This is a genomic window from Staphylococcus sp. GDY8P94P, assembly GCF_017892255.1.
Lineage (GTDB): Bacteria > Bacillota > Bacilli > Staphylococcales > Staphylococcaceae > Staphylococcus > Staphylococcus cohnii.
In genome coordinates this window covers 120,738-139,617 of record NZ_JAESKU010000012.1, presented here as the reverse complement: position 1 = coordinate 139,617, position 18,880 = coordinate 120,738, and the positions used below count along the sequence as shown (strand labels likewise).

The following is an 18,880-nucleotide window of genomic DNA, read 5'->3' as shown; positions in this document are numbered from 1 at the left end:
AAGGTGGTGTTAGGATGGGAAAAGTTTTTTTAGTAGGCGCAGGACCTGGTGATCCTGATTTAATTACAGTTAAAGGTAAAAAATCGATTGAAACAGCTGACATTATTTTATACGACCGTTTAGTTAATCCTGAGTTATTGGAGTACGCATCTATAACTGCGCAGTTAATATATTGTGGTAAAAATCCTAACCATAAATCTGTTTCGCAAGTAGATACTAACCAACTACTCGTTGATTTGGCTCAAGAAGGTCACACGATTACACGCTTGAAAGGTGGAGATCCTTTCGTTTATGGCAGAGGCGGCGAGGAAGCAGAAGTATTAGCCGCCAATAATATTTCATTTGAAATCGTACCAGGTATAACTGCAGGTATTGCAGCACCTGCATACGCAGGTATCCCTGTAACACATCGAGATTACAGCTCTTCTGTTGCATTTGTTACGGGTGTTATCAACAAGGAAATTGACAAGGATGAATACTGGAGACATCTAGCTTTAGGGCCGGAAACGTTATGTATCTATATGGGCGTTAAAAAGCTGCCAGAGATTGTTGAGTTGCTAACTAAAAATGGGCGTAATAAAAATACGCCAGTAGCGCTTGTACATATGGGTACTTCTAAATTACAAAAAACCGTTGTTGGCACATTAGAAACCATTGTCCACGGTGCAAAAGATGTTGAAAACCCAGCGATGATTATTGTGGGTGAAGTCGTGAAATTGCGTAACCGCATTAGTTGGTTTGAGGAAACATATAAAAATGAATTATTAACACAACTCACATAACAGTGGCTGGAGGGATAATTATATGCAAGGCGTCTTATATGTTAGTCATGGTAGCCGTGTAGCAGAAGCAGTTGAAGAAGCAACGTCATTGATTGAGCGTGTTCAAGCAAAAGTTAATATTCCTTTACAAGAAACATGTTTTTTAGAACTTGCAGACCCAGATATATCTGAAGGTTTTAGGAAATTAGTGCATCAAGGTGCAACTGAAATTTCCGTGATCCCTGTATTACTGCTTAGCGCAGGTCATTACTACAAAGATATACCTGTAGAGATTGAACGTATTAAAACTCAATTTCCCAACATAAAAATCAATTACGGTAAGCCTTTGGGTGTACAAAAACGATTAACTGAAATTCTTAAACAACGTTTAGAAGAGCGTGAAATCACGCCTAATGCTGACGCTAAATTATTAGTTATTGGTAGAGGTAGTTATAATCCACAAACGAAGCAAGATTTTTCGATAATAAAGTCACAATTATCAGAAATGTTTCCTTCTAAAAGCATAGAAGTGTGTTATTTGGCAGCTTGTGAACCGCTATTTGAAGATGCGTTGGACCGTTTAGTAAACGCAGGTCATTCGCAAATATTTATTTTACCGTATATCTGGTTTACAGGTATTTTAGACCAACATATCGCTGATGTTGTGAGTGCATACCAATTAAAAAGTGACATTATTTTAGCAGCTCATCTAAGCCATCACGAGCAATTACAAATTGCATTAAAAGAACGTGTTGAAGAGACGTTTGATACAGTTTAGTCATTTTTATCAAAGTTGAAAGTACTTATCTGAGGAGTGACATCATGTCTTACATCCCTTTAGTGGTTGATATTTCACAAAAACAAATCGTTGTTATAGGTGGCGGAAAAATAGCTGAAAGACGTGTCAATGTTTTAAAAACATATACAAAACAAATTCAAATTATTAGCCCCACGCTAACAAATAGCTTAGAACATCTTGTTGATAAACAAGTCATTCAATGGCGGAATAAAACATTTGAAAGTAGTGATGTGCAAGACGCGGATTTAATTATTGCTGCGACGAACGATACAGACGTAAATCAATCCATATTACAAGCCAAGCCAGACAAGGCATTAATTAATATGGCGGGTCAAGCGTTAGCTGGCGATGTATTCATTCCAAGTATATTACGACGTGGAAAGTTAATGATCAGTGTTTCAACACAAGGCGCCAGTCCTAAACTGACAAGCCAAATTTTAGCTGAGTTACAACAACATTTTAATAGTGCATATGGTGATTATGTTGATTTCCTATATGAATGTAGGCAACAAGTTAAACGTAGCTCACTTTCACCTGAGGAAAAAGAACGGTTTTTGAAGCAAATCTTAAATGAAAAATATTTAAAAATAAGTAAGCAAAATGAAGTTAGAAAGTGGTTATCAGCGCTGGAATAAATTGAAAGGAAAGGGGGACATCATATGTATAAATTATTTGTTTTTGCACTGGCTGGTTTTCTCGCTCAGTTAATTGATGGTTCATTAGGCATGGGGTTTGGCGCATCGTCTTCTTCGATATTATTGACATTTGGTGTGGCGCCAGCAATCGTATCAGCAACAATTCATTTTTCAGAAATTGCTACTACAGCTGCCTCAGGAACGTCGCACTGGAAATTTGAAAACGTACATAAACCTACGATGATCAAATTAGCGATTCCTGGAGCGATAACAGCATTTATTGGTGCTGCTATATTGAGTCATATACACAGTGATTTTATTAAACCATTTATCGCTATTTTCTTGTTATCAATGGGGCTCTATATTTTATACCAATTTTTATTTACCAAAGAAAAACCATTATCGAAAGCGAATGAAAAGACATCTCGACTTGTGTTAATACCACAAGGTGCAGTGGCAGGATTTTTAGATTCAATTGGCGGTGGAGGCTGGGGACCAGTCAATACGCCATTGATACTTGCTCAAAAGAAATTAGAACCTAGGTATGCGATTGGTACGGTATCCGCAAGTGAGTTTTTCGTAACGGTGTCTGCGTCTCTAAGCTTTATTATTTTTCTTGGCTGGAGCCAAATTAATTGGTGGCTTGTCGTATCATTAAGTGTCGGTGGTATGATTGCAGCACCATTTGCAGCGTGGTTAGTTAGACTGTTACCGATGAATATTTTAGCTGTTTGTGTGAGTGGATTGATTATTTTCACAAATACAAATTCACTGATTAGTGTCGTTGAAATCAATCATGCTTTATCAATCACAATAAAAATTGCATTGATTGTGATTTGGTTCGGATTAATTCTGTATGCTTTATACCAAAATAATAAATTACCGTTTGCTACTTTTAAAGATGAAACAAATGTAAATAAATTAGATTAATTCATTAAGGAGTGTGACGACATGTCATTAATAAACGAAAAAGAACAATCTACCATCCAACCTCATGGTGGTTCACTTATCAATAGAGAGGTCCACGGTGCAGCGCGAGAACAATTGCTTAAAGAAGCTGAAACACTCGCATCTATCACATTAAATCCTTGGAGTTTATCAGATTTGGAATTAATTGCAATCGGTGGATTTAGTCCATTGACAGGATTTATGAAAGAAGCTGATTATTCTAAAGTTGTAGAAGACATACACTTAGAAAATGGTTTGGTTTGGAGTATCCCAATCACATTACCTGTGACAACAGAACAATCTCAAAATTTGAATATTGGCTCTCGTGTTGCCTTGTATGGTGAAGATGGTGTTTTATATGGTGTGATTGACTTAGAAGAAAAGTATACGTATGACAAACAAAAAGAAGCGCAACTTGTATACGGAACTACGGATGTTGATCATCCTGGTGTCAAAAAGGTCTATGAAAAAGGAGGTGTGTATCTCGCAGGCCCAATTTATTTATTAAACAGACCTAAACACGACGAATTTGTGGATTATCATCTAGACCCCAAAGAAACAAGACAACTCTTTACAGACTTAGGATGGCAAACTGTGGTAGGTTTTCAAACTAGAAACCCAGTACATCGCGCACATGAATATATTCAAAAAGCAGCCTTAGAAGCAGTGGATGGCTTGTTGTTGAATCCTTTAGTAGGTGAAACAAAATCTGATGACATTCCAGCATCAGTGCGTATGGAAAGTTACAAAGTTATATTAGAAAATTATTACCCGGAAAATAAAACGCGTTTAGTTATTTACCCTGCTGCAATGAGATATGCAGGACCTAGAGAAGCGATATTACATGCTACAGTACGTAAAAATTATGGATGTACACACTTTATTGTTGGACGTGATCATGCAGGCGTAGGTGATTATTACGGCACCTATGAAGCGCAAGAACTGATTTCTAAATACGAAGCAGAATTAGGTATACAAATATTAAAATTCGAACACGCCTTTTATTGTAAAACGTGTGAAAATATGGCTACAGCAAAAACGTGCCCACATGATGCTTCAGAACATTTGCATTTAAGTGGTACGAAAGTTCGTGAAAAATTGAAAAAGGGAGAATCGCTACCGAAAGAATTTTCGAGACCAGAAGTAGCTCAAGTCCTTATAAATGGATTGAAAGAACAGAAATAAAGGAGTGTAGATGTAGTAATGGGAGAATCTAAAAATATAACATGGCATGCTTCAGAGGTTACCAAGGATGAAAGATTACAGCGTAATCAACATAAGAGTGCAGTTATTTGGTTTACAGGACTTTCTGGCTCAGGAAAATCAACGATATCTGTAGAACTTGAAAAAGCATTGTTTAATCACCAAATCCATACATATCGTTTAGATGGAGATAATGTTAGACATGGATTGAATCGAAATCTAGGATTTTCACCTGAAGATCGTAAAGAAAATATAAGACGTATAGGTGAAGTTAGTAAATTGATGGTAGATGCAGGTTTGATAACAGTCACAGCTTTCATCTCTCCTTATAAATCAGATAGAGAAGCAGTACGCCATTTATTAGATACAGATGATTTTATAGAAGTTTATACGCAATGTAGTCTATCAGAATGTGAAAATAGAGACCCGAAAGGTTTATATAAAAAAGTAAGAAGTGGTGAAATCGCAGAATTTACTGGCGTAAATGCGCCATATGAAGCCCCTACACAACCAGAGATTACATTAGATACAGAAACACTTTCTGTGGAAGCATCAGTATCCAAAATTATGGATTATTTACAAAAACATCAGTATATCGATGACATTTAAGTTTAATAATAAAAAATTGAAGGGGCAATCGAATGGAGATATTAAATATCATTGCCATAATATTATTTATTATATTTATTTTAGTAGTATCGTGCGGATTGTTACTTGTGCGTTTAGGTCAAAGTAGAAAACATTTTTTTGTAGAATTGAAAGTGATGGTCACAATTATGGTAATATGTTTTATTGGCATAGGTGTATCACTAATAATACTAGGTTATTATCATCAATTATAAATTATATATGCATTGATAAACAGGGCTACGAAATCAAATGACAAGTTTGATTTCACCCTGTTTTTATATTTAAATAAGTGTATTTCTATTTAACAATCGTTATTATATATTGTTTTGTAGATAAGCAAACAGTATCAATGATACTTATATGTTTTATAGTAAAGTGAAAATTAAAGTGTTATATTAAGTAAATCAAATTTATCTGATTGGCGTTTTAAACGTAATGAATACAATATAAAGGTAGGGACATTTATCAAAATGGATCAAAGTATAAAGGATATTCCTAAAATAGAATTACATTGTCATTTAGATGGTTCAGTCAGTAAACATTTAATTCGACAATTGGCACAAGAACAACGCATACCTTTAAACGAGGATTGTCTTACGGTGCATGAAGATTGTGAAAGTTTAGAAGCGTATTTGAAGTGTTTTGATGAAGTATTAAAAGTATTACAAACCGCAGATAGCCTAAAGCGTGCAATTGTAGATGTTGCGCAACAAGCTTATGAGGATAATGTTAAATATATAGAGATTCGCTTTGCACCGTTGCTACATATGGAACAAGGTATGACGCTTTTAGATGTATTAAAAGCTGTAGAAGCGGGGGTTAATATCATACAAGACACATTGCATATGAAAGTGAATTTACTCATTTGCGCAATGAGGCAGCATGCATCGTCTGTGAATAAACAATTATTTGATGATGTGTCTATATATAATAGCGAAAAAATATGTGGTATAGATTTTGCGGGGCCTGAAGTAGGATTTCCTCCATATGAAATTCAAGATACTATTCAATACGGATTAGAAAAAGGTATGAATTTAACACTCCATGCAGGTGAGTGTGGTTGTATACATAACGTTTTAGAAACGATCAAAATAGGGGCTAAGCGTATTGGTCATGGTGTTGCTGCTAACTTAGATGAAGCTGTATTAAAGGAAGTTAAAGCGAAGGATGTATTGTTAGAAATATGTCCTAAAAGTAATTTGCAAACCAAAGCTATAGAGACATTGTCACAAATAAACATCCCTTACTTATTAAAAAACGATATACCTTTTATTATCAATACAGATAATCGTATGGTGACACAAACTTCATTAAATGAAGAATATACGTTGTTATTAAAACATCAGTTAATAAATATAAACCAGATTAAATACATTAATAAGCGTGCAGTTCAATATGCCTTTTTAACCGAAGAAGAAAAAAGTCAAGTGCTTCAATCAATGTCATAACGCGTATACACTTTACACAATATGAAGCGTTAATCATTAACATTTTATAATACTAAAAATATACACTACTGTTTATTTTTAGTATTCAAGCGCAACAGATTTGATAGTTTGAATAAAATGAGTCATAGCAGGGCTTAAATGATAATTTTTATTCCAAATAAAATCCGTTGAGATATTACTATAGTTATCAGGCAATTGATAACTATACAATGACCCGTTTTCTAAGTCATTTTGTACGGATGATTTTGGAACTAAACTGATACCGATACCAGATTTAACACTACCAATAATTGTTTCCATCGTACCAAATTCTACAAGTAATGGCTTTTTAATATTTTCGGATTTTAACCAGGCTTCAAGATTTCTTCTATAATTACATCCATTTTTAAACACCAAAAATACAGCGGATGTTATATCTTCTAATTGTGTCATTTCTGTACTGGATATTAACACAAGTTTTTCTTTAAATAACTCTACTTTATTTATATTGTGATGATGTTTGAAGCCTGTGACAAATCCACAATCCAAGTTTTGATTGACTATTTTTTTAGAAATATTGGCAGTAACATCAGTATGTAATGATAGAGAAATTTGTGGCGATTTTTTCCGAAACATTGATAATAGCATAGGTAATTTAGTAATCGTTTCGACAATCCCGATATCAATTTTACCGTTAGATGATGCTTGTTTGTCAAAATCACGTTCTATTTCATTTAATGTAGCTAAAATTTTTTCAACATACGTTTGGAATTTTTCACCATCTGTCGTCAAGGTCGTACCTTTATTATGACGTAAAAAAAGTTGTGTGTTGAGTTCTTGCTCTAACTGTTTTATGCGAAATGTAACATGTGATTGCACATAATTAAGTGATTTAGCAGCCTTACTAATACTTTGATGTTGACTAACACTTTGAAAAATTTTAAAATCTTTGATTTCCATAATATCACCCGACTTTTCGTTTGAGGCTATTATACATGAAACCATTTCTTTTATGCTGAAAAAAAGCACTGCCGTCACTATGACGGCAGTCTTATTATGTTGCATATTTTTTAATTAAAGTTTTGAAGAAGTCTATAGATCGTTCAAATGCTTCTATTTCTACATATTCGTTGGGTTGATGTGCTAATGTTTCTATTCCAGGTCCATAAATTAATGTAGGAATGTTGCTATTAGGGTTTAGCACAGAGCCATCGGTGTAATAAGCCATTCCAGTAATATTATTTTCTTTAGAAGTATCTAAGGCTTTTTGAATAATTTCAGTGTCCTCATCAGTTAGAATCGTAGCGCGATCAAGCAATACTTTTGTGCTTACTTTTGGAGCGTTCCTATCAGAAAATATCTGGTTTAAACGTTGATTAAATTGCTTATACAGTTTGTCATGAATATTCGGTGTAACTGTTCGTATATCAACATTTAATACACATTCATCAGGTATCACGTTCGTTTGAATACCACCATTGACCATATTTGCAGAGATACTACTTTTACCTAATGCTGCAGTTTCTTCTGACCATTCTTCTTTTAAATCATTTATCAATTGAATGACTTTGTTTATGCCTTCAACTGCATTAATACCTTGTTCTGGCATCGCGCCGTGTGCAGTTTTTCCAGTCAAAGTGACTTCTATCCATAATGCGCCCTTATGTCCAATTGCAACTTTCTCAGTCGTGGGTTCAGCTATAATGATAGCAGCGACATTATCCATATTTGTGTTTTTGACGTAATGTTCCGCACCTATTGAATCTACTTCCTCTCCTGCAGTGGCTAAAAATTCGATATCTTTCTTTAATTCACAGTTTTCCTCAATTAAAGATTCTAATGCGAGATATAAAGCGGCTAAGCCACTTTTCATATCTGTTGTTCCTCTTCCATATAATTTTCCATGATCAATATCACCTTTAAATGGGTCATAATCCCATTTTTGTGCACCTATCTTTACAGTGTCGGTATGGCCGGATAATATGAGTTTGCTAGCGTTTGGCTGCTTGGATTTTAAAGTTACTGAAAAATTGCTTCTATTATCACTTAAATTTGTAATGTTAAAAGGAATGTTTCGAGACGCACACCGTTGTTTAAAAAGTTTTACAACGTTATTTTCATTAGCAGGTGGGTTGGTGCTATCAACATTGATGAGAGATTGTAAGAATTCTAAATTTGATTGTGTCATGTTCAAACCCCCCTAGCTTTATTAAAAACTTTGTCTTTATTTTCAGGTTGTAAACTTGGACGTGTTATTTTAAACAGTGATATATCCTGTTTGGATTTACCTTTAGTGGTTAATTCATATAATATTTCTCCGACTGCACTTGAAAATTTATAGCCATGTCCTGAAAAACCAGCAGCAACGACAATATGTTCATGTTCGGGATGTTTATCTATCACAAAGTGTTCGTCTAATGTATTTGTAAACATACACGTTTTACCAACATTAATATTTCCGTTCGCTTGTTGCATGTATTGGTTCAAAAAACCACTAATATCGTTTTCGTCTTTTTCATAAGACCCAAATGATTTATTGTAATAAGTTGGGTCGATAGGGTCTCCATTATCGTAACGTCCAATTTTTAAACCAGTGCCATCAATAGAAGGGAATCCATAATATACACCACTTGGGACGTCGGCAAAAAAGCCCGGAAACCCATCTGACTTATACAAAATATCGTTGGAATCAAACCACGCAATCGTTTGTCTAGAAGGTTGGAGTTGAAGTTTTAAATCTAAATCATCTAAAATTTTTTTATTCCAAGCACCACCAGTGATAATTAATTTATTTGCGGTGAATGTTTCGGAATTGGTTTGAACTTCGACTGAGTCATTAAAAATATCAATATTCATGACTGGCGCATTGGTTTTTAATTCAGCACCATGATTTAAAGCAAGTCGTTTAAATGCGCGGATACAGTTTTGAGAAAATAGCACTCCGGCCTCAGGTTCATAACAACCAATTTGGTCATCAGGTATTGTAATACCTGGCCAAGTGTCGTTAATTTGTTTAGCTGATAAAGTTTCAGTATTTAGATTATATTGTTGAGCACCATTGATTGCGGTTTGTACAAACAATGAATCGCTTGGGCCAAAAGTAATGACACCAGTATTTAAAAATATCCGTTCATTTGTTTGTTTTTGAAGTTCATTCCAAAGTTCTTGTGCTCTCAAAGCAATAGGTACATACGCTAAACCTTCTCCACAAGCATGCCTTATTAATCTTGTGTCACCACTATGACTACCATTTTCATGTGGTGGGTCAAAAGCATCTATCATTAAAGTATCCCATCCACTTTTTGCCAAATAGTATCCAGCTGACATACCCATAGAACCGGCACCGACAACGATGACATCGTAATGTTTTCTCATTTCCATCTCTCCTTAGTTGAAACAAATTTAATATTTGCCAAGTATTTATTTCAAGTCTAATAGCAACTAGTCTTAGTGTAAAATTACAAAATGAGATGGTTGATATCTCTAAAAGTGATATCGATATACGTATGTATTTTGCCTAACTGTACTTTTTTTATTAATTTAAGACAGTTAGGAACTTAACTATACGAATTGAGAAAAATTTAACATTTAAATTATTAATTAGCATACAATGTAATTACACAAACAAGTAAAGGGGTGTATTGACATGATGATTGCAGATATTATCGGTGGTATCATTAAATTAATCAAAACTTTAGTTGACACTTTCGCGTAATTTTTAAATAACTAATTAAATCAATTTAAAGGAGTGCTTACATTATGTCAGGTATCGTAGAAGCAATTTCAAATGCAGTAAAATCAGGTTTAGATCACGACTGGGTAAATATGGGAACTAGCATTGCGGATGTAGTAGCTAAAGGTGCAGACTTCATCGCTGGATTCTTTGGTTAATAAACATATTTTTAAATAAACATATACTTAACAAAAAAGCTACTGTTTCACACGTAAAGTGTTAGAAAACAGTAGTTTTTTTGTTGTTAAGTTATTTAAAAAAGTAACTTTTGTTTTTGAATAACTATACAAATAATATACATTATATTTTGTATAATTATACATTTCAGAGAGATTAGGTTAACTGCCCAGATGCTAAAAATAGACTGGCATCTTTGTTCATAAATATATTTTTGCCTTGATAAAAAGTATGGCTATTTATATTTGAAAGTCCTATTTTACGTAATGCTTTGTGGATATCTTTTTGTTCGAATCCATTATATATATTCGGGTGATTAACATTTTCATTTTTATCGAAGTCTACTATGATTAGTATGCCATTACGATTTAATTGAGTAGCTAATTGTTGCAGTAACGCCATGTAATTTCCGCTATGAAGTAGTACAAGTGAGAGTAATATCACATCATATGATTGGTGAAGTTTTGTTTTGTTTGGATCTAGTAAATCGCCTTCAATGGCTTTAATGTTTGTTTTATTTAATGATTTAATTTTGGCATTACATATTTCAGCCATTTTAGGTGATGCATCTAAAATAGTAATGTGATTGAAATGATGTGCGATATCGAATGCGACAAGCCCAGTGCCACCACCGTAATCTAATAACGAATCATACGTAGTTTTTTTAAACAGTAAATTTAATTCGGAAGAGATTGTTTTAGCTAACTTAATTCTTTCGTCATTATCATAATTTTGTGCTATTTGATTAAATTGAGATTGATTCAAGCTCATCATCCTTTAGAATAGATTTTCTTTTTGTATTTTTAGAGTTATTATAGATTTGTAAAGTCTTTAATTGATTTTAGCATAGTAGGCAAATTTTTTTCAATTAAATGACGTCAAGTTGTCTTGTAATATTTAAAATTATAGATAATCAATGGTTATTTTAAAAAAGTATATTTGTTCAATTTATGTATGGATAAAATATTTAAATAAAATTACATAATATACTAATAGTATATTAAATTAGGTAAGCCTAAAGTCTGATTGAGTATGGCTGTTATATTTGGTTTACTAGGTGGTGGACGTTTATAACGAGGTGCAGAGATGAAGAAAAATATGAGAGTAATTAGGCGGCGGTTAAAAGGTCTAGATTACGGGATGCTAATTAGTTTTATTATATTAGGTGTCATCATGATATATAGTGCGAGTATGGTATCAGCATCTAAGGGTGCATTAACTGGTGGCGTTCCAATTGAAAGTAATTATTTTATGAAAAAACAATTTATCTTTTTGATTGTGGGTATTTTAGTGATTATATTTATTGCATTATGCATAAATATAAACTTTTTAAAAACACGCATGTACAAAAATTGATGGCTATCAGTTAACGAGCGCGTTAACCTCGATTGGTAATGGCAGCCTGACTGGTAAATGTTTAGGAAATGGTCTAGCAAAGTTAGGTTATTTACCAGAACCGCACACTGATTTTATATTTACCGTTATTTCAGAAGAATTGGGGCTACTAGGTGTGCTATTTACGCTCATAATTTATGGTTATATCTTAATAAAAGGACTTATTTATGCGAATAAAACGAACAATCAATTTTATAAATTGATTTGTGTTGGTGTAGTCAGTTACATATTTATGCAAGTTTTCATTAATTTAGCTGGTATATCTAGTATTGTTCCATTAACTGGTGTGACTTTGCCCTTGTTGAGTTATGGTGGTTCTTCTATGTTGAGTATCAGTATAGCTTTTGGCGCACTTTTAGCAGTGGCTAGAAGAATTAACAACGACAGAAAGGAAACTTTAAAATGACCCGTATTTTAAAAATTACACTACCAGTTATTTTGCTTATTGCTATTTTGATTGGTATTGCAATAGGTATAGCAAAACCTATAGATCAAGGGATCTATAACATGTTACATACATATTTAACTATAGATGTTATAAAACAATATCTATATTTTGTTTCAACTATTTTTGACCCTAAAATTTGTTTGATTTTAACATTATGTGTTTTGGCTGTTTTGTTTTTCTATCATAAATTTAAATTTTTGTGGTATGGCTTTTGGTGCTTTTCAGTATTTTTAATAGGTACTTTTATGAAATATGTCATTCAACGGTCGAGACCATCCGAACATTTTGACGGATATAGTTTTCCCAGCATGCATGTTTTAAGTGTATGTATATTAGTGAGCCTAATTTTATTAATAAAAAGGAATAAAACATTATATTGTATAGCCATTATTTTAGTGGCTTCAATTATAGTATCCCGTATTTATGTGGGCGCGCATTATTTTACTGATACTATGGGAAGTTTATTAGTGATTTCAGTTATGATTCAATCACTTAATTACAATAATCATGCAAGCGAAAAACTAGATAAAATCGAATGATTTGTTAAGCTAAATGCTAATCTATAAATTATTTATTGATTCATACATGGAATGATGAAGGGAGTCATTTGATTGAATTATGAAAAATATTTAAACAGGACAGTCGAACTTGCTGAGGAAGCATTAAATTATGGGAATGAACCTTTTGGCTCACTTTTAGTGGATATTGAGGGTAATGTTTTATTTGAAGATTATAATAGAATCAGTAGTGGTGATGCGACTGAACACCCAGAAATTGCTATCGCAAAATGGGCAGCAACCCATCTTACTCCTGACGAAAGAAAGCATACTATTGTTTTTACTTCCGGAGAACATTGTCCAATGTGCGCAACTGCACACGCACTCGTTGGTTTAGATAAAATTGTATATGCGAGTTCCTCAAAACAATTGAGTCAATGGTTGGAAGCCATCAATGTTGCGCCTGCCCCTTTTAAAAATTTACCTATTGAAAGTGTAATTAGAGATGCTCATGTTGAAGGACCTTTTGAAGCAGTGTCATCTAAAATTAAAAAATTGCAAATTCGTTATCATCAACAATAAGTAGAAGTATGAAACCCCTCCAGTAGCCAAACTGCTGAGGGGTTTTATGTTTTTTAGCATTTTTTGTCTTTAAATGCTTATAAATTGAAAAGCTTTGATGGTTGTGATAAAAGCATTTGTCATGTTTAAGAATATACAGAATGGGAAAATTATGCATAATATCGTAATAACACAACTAAGGTGTTTTTGATAAGGGGGACAATTAGATGAGTACGTTAATTTTTCTTTTAATTCTAGCTGTAATCATTATTATTTATTTACTAGTGAAACAAAGTTTTGCTAAAGATTTTAAAGCTCAAAAGCATAAACGTTATAGAGAGAAGCGAGTGATAGATTTTATTCAGAGCGCATATAAAATTGACAACATTGAAGCAATTCACCGTAAACATAATCATTTAGAGCTTATTTATAATCGTAAGACGTTAGATGTAAAAAGTGAACAGGTTATTTTTGTCGACGAAGCAGATCAGGAAGTTGTTGAAACTAACTTTAGCTTAGCTGAAGACGATGAAAGAGAAGACTTATTTGATAAAATTTTAGAAAATACGTATTTTTATATGACAAAGGAACGCTTCGATCATTTAATGATTCAGTCTAAAGCGTAATGGTTAATGTGTATCCATGAAAAATGATGACGGATATTTTAAGAGGAGGACTTTCTTATGAAACCAGTAGTTAAAGCTTATAAGAATGATAGTGAGTTAGAAGTGGATGTTACTGCATTACAAGATAAAGGTATAGGTAATCAGGACATTTACGTATTATCCTTAGATAAATCTCGAACAGAAAAAATTGTAGAAGATACGAATATTTTAGGTATAGATATTAAAAAAGAAAATGATTCTGAGAGAGAAGCTTTGAAAAGAAAGTTGATTGATTTAGGTGTAGATGAAAGTGAAATCGCTACTTTTAAAAGTGATATGGATGACGGCAAAGTTTATTTAATCGTCACTGATGTAAGAGTTAGAGGGTTATTGTAAAATATTTAGATGAACTATATCGCTTCAGGATTTTAAGTAAACAAAATGCCTATGTAGTTCATGTTTTGAATGCTCTGAACATTGAGTTGAATGAAGATAAAGTTGATATAAATGCTTTGAACAATGATGCGCTTAAGCGTAAACAAAAAACGTCAATTTCTATTTTATATAGAAATTGACGTTTTTTAATCAACAATATTGATGTTCTAGACATTGTATTGTTATTTATACGTGTTTATAAGGTGCGACGTTTTGGTTTACTGTCGTCTGAAAGTCTAAATGATAATAGTAATCCAATTGCTGAGATAACTGTAGCAATGATAAACGTTACGTTAACACCATGAATTATACCAGTAATACCGTCTTGAGGTATTGCTGAAACTGACATTATAGTAATAAAGACTGCAGTACCAATAGCACCTGCCATTTGTCTAAATGTATTGTTCATGGCAGTACCATGTGCGATTAAATCATTTGGCAGTTGGTTAATTGCTAATGTCGTCATAGGCATCATAACCATGGCGATTGAAACCATTCTCAATGCATTAGAAGTAGCGAGATACGTAAATGTTGTATGCTCTGTTAACATTGTAAATGGTAATGTCGAAACGACTAGTACGAATAAGCCAATTCGAGCGAGCCATTTACCACCGAATTTATCGAATAAATAACCAGTTATTGGGTTCATCATACCCATAATAATTGCACCTGGTAATAAGACTAAACCAGATTTTAAGGCTGAGTATTGTAGCATGTTTTGCATATAAAGTGGCAAGATAATATTTGTTGCAATAAGTACACCAAATACAAACATACTTAGTACCGTACCTAACGTATAAATACCGTAACTAAATACTCTAAACTCAAGCATAGGTTCTTTTAAGTTTAATTGACGACGGATAAATATAACGAGTGAAACGATACCAACAACAAGCGGTGCAATAAATTGTACGCTAGTCCAACCTGCTTCACCAACAGAACTGAAACTATATAGTAAGCCACCAAATCCTAATGTAGATAAGATAACTGAAGCAATATCTAATTTTGGATGTGTTGTTTCTGTAACGTTCTTCAATAGGAATATAGAAGCAATAATGATAATAATCGCGATAGGGAATACAACATAGAAGACACTTCTCCATGATAGGTGTTCGACTAATATACCTGATAAAGTAGGTCCGATAGCTGGAGCAAATGCGATAACAAGTCCAAACAGACCCATTGCAGTACCGCGTTTTTCTTTAGGGAAAGTTAAAAATAGTATTGTTTGCATTAACGGCATCATTATACCTGCGCCTGCTGCTTGTAAGACACGTCCGATTAATAGCATTGAAAAATCAATACCGACTGCACAAAGCAACGTACCTACTGCAAAAATACTCATTGCAGTTAAGAATAACTGCCTCGATGTAAAGCGTTCAATTAAAAATGCAGTTACAGGAATCATAATCCCGTTTACTAACATAAATATAGATTGTAACCATTGTACTGTACTTTCTGACACTTGGAGATCTTTCATTATTGGTGGTAATGCTGTTCCAAGTAAAGTTTGGTTTAAAATAGTTATAAAAGCCCCTGATAATAGAACGATAAACAGAGGTATTCTCTTTTCAACATGGAAATTTCCAGTTTCTGTCAATGTACTCACTTCTTTCTTAACAAATTACACATCTAAATATTATAGCACTTGAAACGTTGTAAATCTAAAAGTTGAACTTATTTTTTAAAATTTATCTGTGAGAAGTTTGGAATATTGTCATGAAAGGGATTTCTTATGTTGGGTATATAGCAATTTAGTTTTGTTATGCATCAAAAAGTTGTATGAAAATATAAATGAGGGTGAGACATGATAGGTGTCTCATACCCTCGATTTAATTAAAAGTAGCTGAATTCATAGATTTTAAATTAAGGTGTATTATTTAAATGGTTTGGTCTCATTTTTAGAGGAGAAAAAGCATAATCGACGTTATCCCAATTTAGAAAATCCGCGAATTTTAAATAAGACGCTTTGAAAAATTGAGTTATTGTATCGATATCATGATGTTGTTTATATTCGATTAGATATTCCATTAATTGTTGATCAAAATAGCAATCTTTAGGAAATTGATGGTCAGTATCAAAAGGTTGATCTGCAAAAGGATACGGTAAAACAAAGAATGTCGGACCTTCAAACTGGTCATCACCAAACCAAAAGCCAAATTCAATCATTTCTTCATCAAAAGCCGCACGTTCAATGACCATGCTATCATTTTCAAATGGTGCTGATTTATCTTTGACGATAATACAAGAAATATCAAATGTTCCCCAAAATAGGCCAGGTTTAGATTTTCTTACTCTTAAGCCATTAATGAAATTTGCCTCAGCATGGTAAGCAAATTTCATCAATGCTAATGCCTCTGATGCAATTTTATCATCGTAATGATGATGTTCTACGTCATTTTCAAACGGTATCGGATTTGGTACTTCTTGTGGCAAAGTGTTAACTTTTAAATGAATATCTGATTGATTTAACAGTTTTTCAATTTCATTATAATAATATTGTATAGTTCTTCCATTTTTTAAGGCAATATCATGTACATGTTGGTCAATGACGATTTCAATATGGTGTTGCATCAGGTTAACGCTTAATGCAAATGTATGTGTTCCATAGCTTAACATACCAGTTGAAAAGCCTTGGACATCTATATTTAGCGTCACGTGTGACCATTGAGGTTCTTGATGACTTGCTTCTAATTTATATTTACCTAGAATCTGTGATAATAAATGTAGCGTATCTTTTTCATTTTCCCAATCCTTGAAATTCATATTATGAATACCACCTCATATATTATTTACTATAAATTTTATTCCACGGATACTAAAGATAAAACACAATATAAAAATGCTTGTACCAAGTATATTAAAGTATCATTTGTTATAATGAAAAAATGATATGAATATATGAACTAATCAAGTATGTGTTAATATGTAGTTCATAACAAAAACGAATGTGAACGCAGTGCTATTTTCTGAATAATCAAAATACAACTTGATATTGTTCTGTATATTGTAAAATTAATCACCGAAATAAGGAGAGTAACCAATGAATAAAGCAGATTTAATTGCTCCAGAAACATATAACATCGTTAGCGAAATTGAAAAATATGCAAATAATCCGTCAAAAAAAGCGATTATTTTTAATGATCAAACTGGTGAAAAACGGGATATAACGTATAACCAATTGATAAAAAATGCAAACAAAGTTGGTCATATGTTTTTAAAATATGGCCTAAAAAAAGGTGATAAGTTATTAATCATGATGCCACGTGCGATTGAGACATATGAAATATATTTAGCCGCATGGAAATTAGGTATTATTATTGTGCCTAGTTCTGAAATGTTGCGTACTAAAGACTTACAATATCGTATAACACATGGTGAAATTAAGGCAGTTGTAGCCACAGGTGATAGCATCGAAGAGTTCAAAGGTGTTAAAGAATATGACTCATTACTTAAATTTATAGTTGGCAGCAAGGAAGATAATTGGATTAACGTTGAAGACGCGCAAACTGATGCCTCAGATGAGCTTGATACAGAAGCAACTTCAAGAGAAGATATCGCTTTATTATCGTATACTTCAGGCACAACAGGCAATCCAAAAGCAGTTGTCCACTCTCATGGTTGGGGATATGCGCATTTACAGATGGCTCCCAAGCATTGGTTAAGTATAACTGAAGATGATATCGTATGGGCAACAGCAGCACCGGGCTGGCAAAAATGGGTATGGAGTCCATTTTTATCAATTATGGGTTCAGGCGCAACGGCATTTGTTTATAATGGTAAATTTAATGCTGAGAAATATCTTGAATTATTAGAAACGTATCAAATCAATGTGCTTTGCTGTACACCAACAGAATATCGTTTAATGGCAAAATCTCCTGATTTAACAAAATATAATTTGTCACATTTACATAGTGCTGTATCTGCTGGAGAACCATTAAATAAAGAAGTTGTTAATAAATTCCAACAAAACTTTAACTTAACTGTTAGAGATGGCTATGGTCAGACAGAGAGTACGTTGTTAATCGGTTTCTTAAAGGATACAAAAGGACGTCCTGGGTCAATGGGTAAAGCTATTCCAGGTAGTTATGTTACAGTAATCGATGAAGATGGTAATCCTGCACAACCCAATGAAGTAGGGAATATTGCAGTGCCGTTAGACTTACCTGCATTATTTAAAGGCTATTATAAAGATGAAGCACGTACTGCGGACCCACAAGTTGGAGAATACTTTATTACTGGAGATTTAGCAAAAATGGATGAAGATGGTTACTTTTGGTTTGAAGGTAGAAGAGATGATATCATCATAAGTTCTGGCTATACCATAGGACCATTTGAAGTAGAAGATTCACTGACGAAACACCCATATGTAAAAGAATGTGCAGTCGTAGCGAGTCCACATGAAATTAGAGGGAATATCGTCAAAGCGTTTGTCATCTTGCAAGATGATGTTACAGGTGATGAAACTATTGTTAAAGAATTACAAAATTTTGTTAAACAAGACGTAGCACCTTATAAATATCCAAGAGCGATTGAATTTGTAGAAGATTTACCTAAAACAAATTCAGGTAAGATTAGACGCATTGAATTAAGAGAAGCGGAAAAAGAAAAATATTTATAAATCAA

Annotated in this window: 19 protein-coding genes and 1 pseudogene; 14 read left to right on the top strand and 6 right to left on the bottom strand. The window is 33.3% G+C overall.

The features are described from left to right. Window positions 1–14 precede the first annotated feature (14 nt). From cobA to add, 7 genes are all read left to right on the top strand, one after another. On the top strand, window positions 15–782 hold the full coding sequence (gene cobA, locus KA926_RS08380) for a uroporphyrinogen-III C-methyltransferase (RefSeq protein WP_107384182.1): 768 nt from the start codon (window positions 15–17) through the stop codon (window positions 780–782). A gap of 22 nt (window positions 783–804) precedes the next feature. Then, entirely contained in the window at window positions 805–1,539 is a 735-nt protein-coding gene (locus tag KA926_RS08375) for a sirohydrochlorin chelatase (RefSeq protein ID WP_107384183.1), read from the top strand. 44 nt (window positions 1,540–1,583) lie between these two features. Then, window positions 1,584–2,195 carry an NAD(P)-binding protein gene (locus tag KA926_RS08370; RefSeq protein WP_107384184.1) on the top strand — a complete coding sequence of 204 codons (612 nt, stop codon included), beginning with the start codon at window positions 1,584–1,586 and terminating at the stop codon, window positions 2,193–2,195. Window positions 2,196–2,219: 24 nt separating this feature from the next. After that, complete coding sequence (locus KA926_RS08365) at window positions 2,220–3,125, top strand: sulfite exporter TauE/SafE family protein (protein WP_019469811.1); 906 nt, start codon at window positions 2,220–2,222, stop codon at window positions 3,123–3,125. Window positions 3,126–3,146: 21 nt separating this feature from the next. Beyond that, window positions 3,147–4,328: a sulfate adenylyltransferase gene (gene sat, locus KA926_RS08360; protein WP_107385858.1), complete on the top strand. Its 1,182-nt coding sequence runs from the start codon at window positions 3,147–3,149 to the stop codon at window positions 4,326–4,328. A gap of 18 nt (window positions 4,329–4,346) precedes the next feature. After that, window positions 4,347–4,955 carry an adenylyl-sulfate kinase gene (cysC, locus tag KA926_RS08355; RefSeq protein WP_107384186.1) on the top strand — a complete coding sequence of 203 codons (609 nt, stop codon included), beginning with the start codon at window positions 4,347–4,349 and terminating at the stop codon, window positions 4,953–4,955. Window positions 4,956–5,446: 491 nt separating this feature from the next. Next, entirely contained in the window at window positions 5,447–6,424 is a 978-nt protein-coding gene (add, locus tag KA926_RS08350) for an adenosine deaminase (RefSeq protein WP_107384188.1), read from the top strand. 78 nt (window positions 6,425–6,502) lie between these two features. On the opposite strand, the gene KA926_RS08345 is transcribed toward add, so the two are convergent. The 3 genes from KA926_RS08345 to solA form a co-directional block, all read right to left on the bottom strand. Then, the gene (locus KA926_RS08345; RefSeq protein WP_107385859.1) at window positions 6,503–7,363 is read right to left on the bottom strand and encodes a LysR family transcriptional regulator; all 861 of its coding nucleotides are present in this window, start codon (window positions 7,361–7,363) and stop codon (window positions 6,503–6,505) included. Window positions 7,364–7,457: 94 nt separating this feature from the next. Beyond that, window positions 7,458–8,591, bottom strand: a complete 1,134-nt coding sequence (locus tag KA926_RS08340; RefSeq protein ID WP_107385860.1) for a M20 family metallopeptidase — start codon at window positions 8,589–8,591, stop codon at window positions 7,458–7,460. A 2-nt stretch (window positions 8,592–8,593) separates the two neighbouring features. Continuing rightward, window positions 8,594–9,778, bottom strand: a complete 1,185-nt coding sequence (gene solA, locus KA926_RS08335; protein WP_107385861.1) for an N-methyl-L-tryptophan oxidase — start codon at window positions 9,776–9,778, stop codon at window positions 8,594–8,596. Between the two features lie 384 nt (window positions 9,779–10,162). Between solA and KA926_RS08330 the strand changes: the two genes are divergently transcribed. Next, entirely contained in the window at window positions 10,163–10,294 is a 132-nt protein-coding gene (locus KA926_RS08330) for a beta-class phenol-soluble modulin (RefSeq protein ID WP_046207113.1), read from the top strand. Window positions 10,295–10,469: 175 nt separating this feature from the next. Here the strand turns inward: KA926_RS08330 and KA926_RS08325 are convergent, their stop codons facing one another. Then, on the bottom strand, window positions 10,470–11,078 hold the full coding sequence (locus KA926_RS08325) for a class I SAM-dependent methyltransferase (RefSeq protein WP_107384192.1): 609 nt from the start codon (window positions 11,076–11,078) through the stop codon (window positions 10,470–10,472). Window positions 11,079–11,399: 321 nt separating this feature from the next. On the opposite strand from KA926_RS08325, the pseudogene KA926_RS08320 reads away from it, so the two are divergent. The 5 genes and pseudogenes from KA926_RS08320 to KA926_RS08300 all read left to right on the top strand — a co-directional run bounded on the left by KA926_RS08320 (window position 11,400) and on the right by KA926_RS08300 (window position 14,215). Further along, window positions 11,400–12,114 (top strand): annotated as a pseudogene (locus KA926_RS08320) (FtsW/RodA/SpoVE family cell cycle protein). Next, window positions 12,111–12,695, top strand: a complete 585-nt coding sequence (locus tag KA926_RS08315; protein WP_107385862.1) for a phosphatase PAP2 family protein — start codon at window positions 12,111–12,113, stop codon at window positions 12,693–12,695. The pseudogene KA926_RS08320 and the gene KA926_RS08315 overlap by 4 nt, the downstream one beginning before the upstream one ends. A gap of 72 nt (window positions 12,696–12,767) precedes the next feature. Then, window positions 12,768–13,235, top strand: a complete 468-nt coding sequence (locus KA926_RS08310) for a nucleoside deaminase (protein ID WP_107385863.1) — start codon at window positions 12,768–12,770, stop codon at window positions 13,233–13,235. A 206-nt stretch (window positions 13,236–13,441) separates the two neighbouring features. Then, window positions 13,442–13,840, top strand: coding sequence for a hypothetical protein (locus KA926_RS08305; protein WP_107385864.1), 399 nt, complete (start codon window positions 13,442–13,444; stop codon window positions 13,838–13,840). A gap of 57 nt (window positions 13,841–13,897) precedes the next feature. Beyond that, window positions 13,898–14,215: a YflT domain-containing protein gene (locus KA926_RS08300; RefSeq protein ID WP_107384196.1), complete on the top strand. Its 318-nt coding sequence runs from the start codon at window positions 13,898–13,900 to the stop codon at window positions 14,213–14,215. A gap of 235 nt (window positions 14,216–14,450) precedes the next feature. On the opposite strand, the gene KA926_RS08295 is transcribed toward KA926_RS08300, so the two are convergent. Next, window positions 14,451–15,854 carry an MDR family MFS transporter gene (locus KA926_RS08295; RefSeq protein ID WP_107384197.1) on the bottom strand — a complete coding sequence of 468 codons (1,404 nt, stop codon included), beginning with the start codon at window positions 15,852–15,854 and terminating at the stop codon, window positions 14,451–14,453. Window positions 15,855–16,120: 266 nt separating this feature from the next. After that, window positions 16,121–17,020, bottom strand: a complete 900-nt coding sequence (locus KA926_RS08290; protein WP_107385865.1) for a DUF5996 family protein — start codon at window positions 17,018–17,020, stop codon at window positions 16,121–16,123. Window positions 17,021–17,297: 277 nt separating this feature from the next. On the opposite strand from KA926_RS08290, the gene mbcS reads away from it, so the two are divergent. Continuing rightward, window positions 17,298–18,875: an acyl-CoA synthetase MbcS gene (mbcS, locus tag KA926_RS08285; protein ID WP_107385866.1), complete on the top strand. Its 1,578-nt coding sequence runs from the start codon at window positions 17,298–17,300 to the stop codon at window positions 18,873–18,875. The last annotated feature ends 5 nt before the right edge of the window (window positions 18,876–18,880 follow it).

Excerpts from the sequence above, each read along its gene's own strand:
- cobA (WP_107384182.1), top strand. The coding sequence starts at position 15 with ATGGGAAAAGTTTTTTTAGTAGGCGCAGGACCTGGTGATCCTGATTTA.
- KA926_RS08375 (WP_107384183.1), top strand. The coding sequence starts at position 805 with ATGCAAGGCGTCTTATATGTTAGTCATGGTAGCCGTGTAGCAGAAGCA.
- KA926_RS08370 (WP_107384184.1), top strand. The coding sequence starts at position 1,584 with ATGTCTTACATCCCTTTAGTGGTTGATATTTCACAAAAACAAATCGTT.
- KA926_RS08365 (WP_019469811.1), top strand. The coding sequence starts at position 2,220 with ATGTATAAATTATTTGTTTTTGCACTGGCTGGTTTTCTCGCTCAGTTA.
- sat (WP_107385858.1), top strand. The coding sequence starts at position 3,147 with ATGTCATTAATAAACGAAAAAGAACAATCTACCATCCAACCTCATGGT.
- cysC (WP_107384186.1), top strand. The coding sequence starts at position 4,347 with ATGGGAGAATCTAAAAATATAACATGGCATGCTTCAGAGGTTACCAAG.
- add (WP_107384188.1), top strand. The coding sequence starts at position 5,447 with ATGGATCAAAGTATAAAGGATATTCCTAAAATAGAATTACATTGTCAT.
- KA926_RS08345 (WP_107385859.1), bottom strand. The coding sequence starts at position 7,363 with ATGGAAATCAAAGATTTTAAAATTTTTCAAAGTGTTAGTCAACATCAA.
- KA926_RS08340 (WP_107385860.1), bottom strand. The coding sequence starts at position 8,591 with ATGACACAATCAAATTTAGAATTCTTACAATCTCTCATCAATGTTGAT.
- solA (WP_107385861.1), bottom strand. The coding sequence starts at position 9,778 with ATGAGAAAACATTACGATGTCATCGTTGTCGGTGCCGGTTCTATGGGT.
- KA926_RS08330 (WP_046207113.1), top strand. The coding sequence starts at position 10,163 with ATGTCAGGTATCGTAGAAGCAATTTCAAATGCAGTAAAATCAGGTTTA.
- KA926_RS08315 (WP_107385862.1), top strand. The coding sequence starts at position 12,111 with ATGACCCGTATTTTAAAAATTACACTACCAGTTATTTTGCTTATTGCT.
- KA926_RS08305 (WP_107385864.1), top strand. The coding sequence starts at position 13,442 with ATGAGTACGTTAATTTTTCTTTTAATTCTAGCTGTAATCATTATTATT.
- KA926_RS08300 (WP_107384196.1), top strand. The coding sequence starts at position 13,898 with ATGAAACCAGTAGTTAAAGCTTATAAGAATGATAGTGAGTTAGAAGTG.
- KA926_RS08290 (WP_107385865.1), bottom strand. The coding sequence starts at position 17,020 with ATGAATTTCAAGGATTGGGAAAATGAAAAAGATACGCTACATTTATTA.
- mbcS (WP_107385866.1), top strand. The coding sequence starts at position 17,298 with ATGAATAAAGCAGATTTAATTGCTCCAGAAACATATAACATCGTTAGC.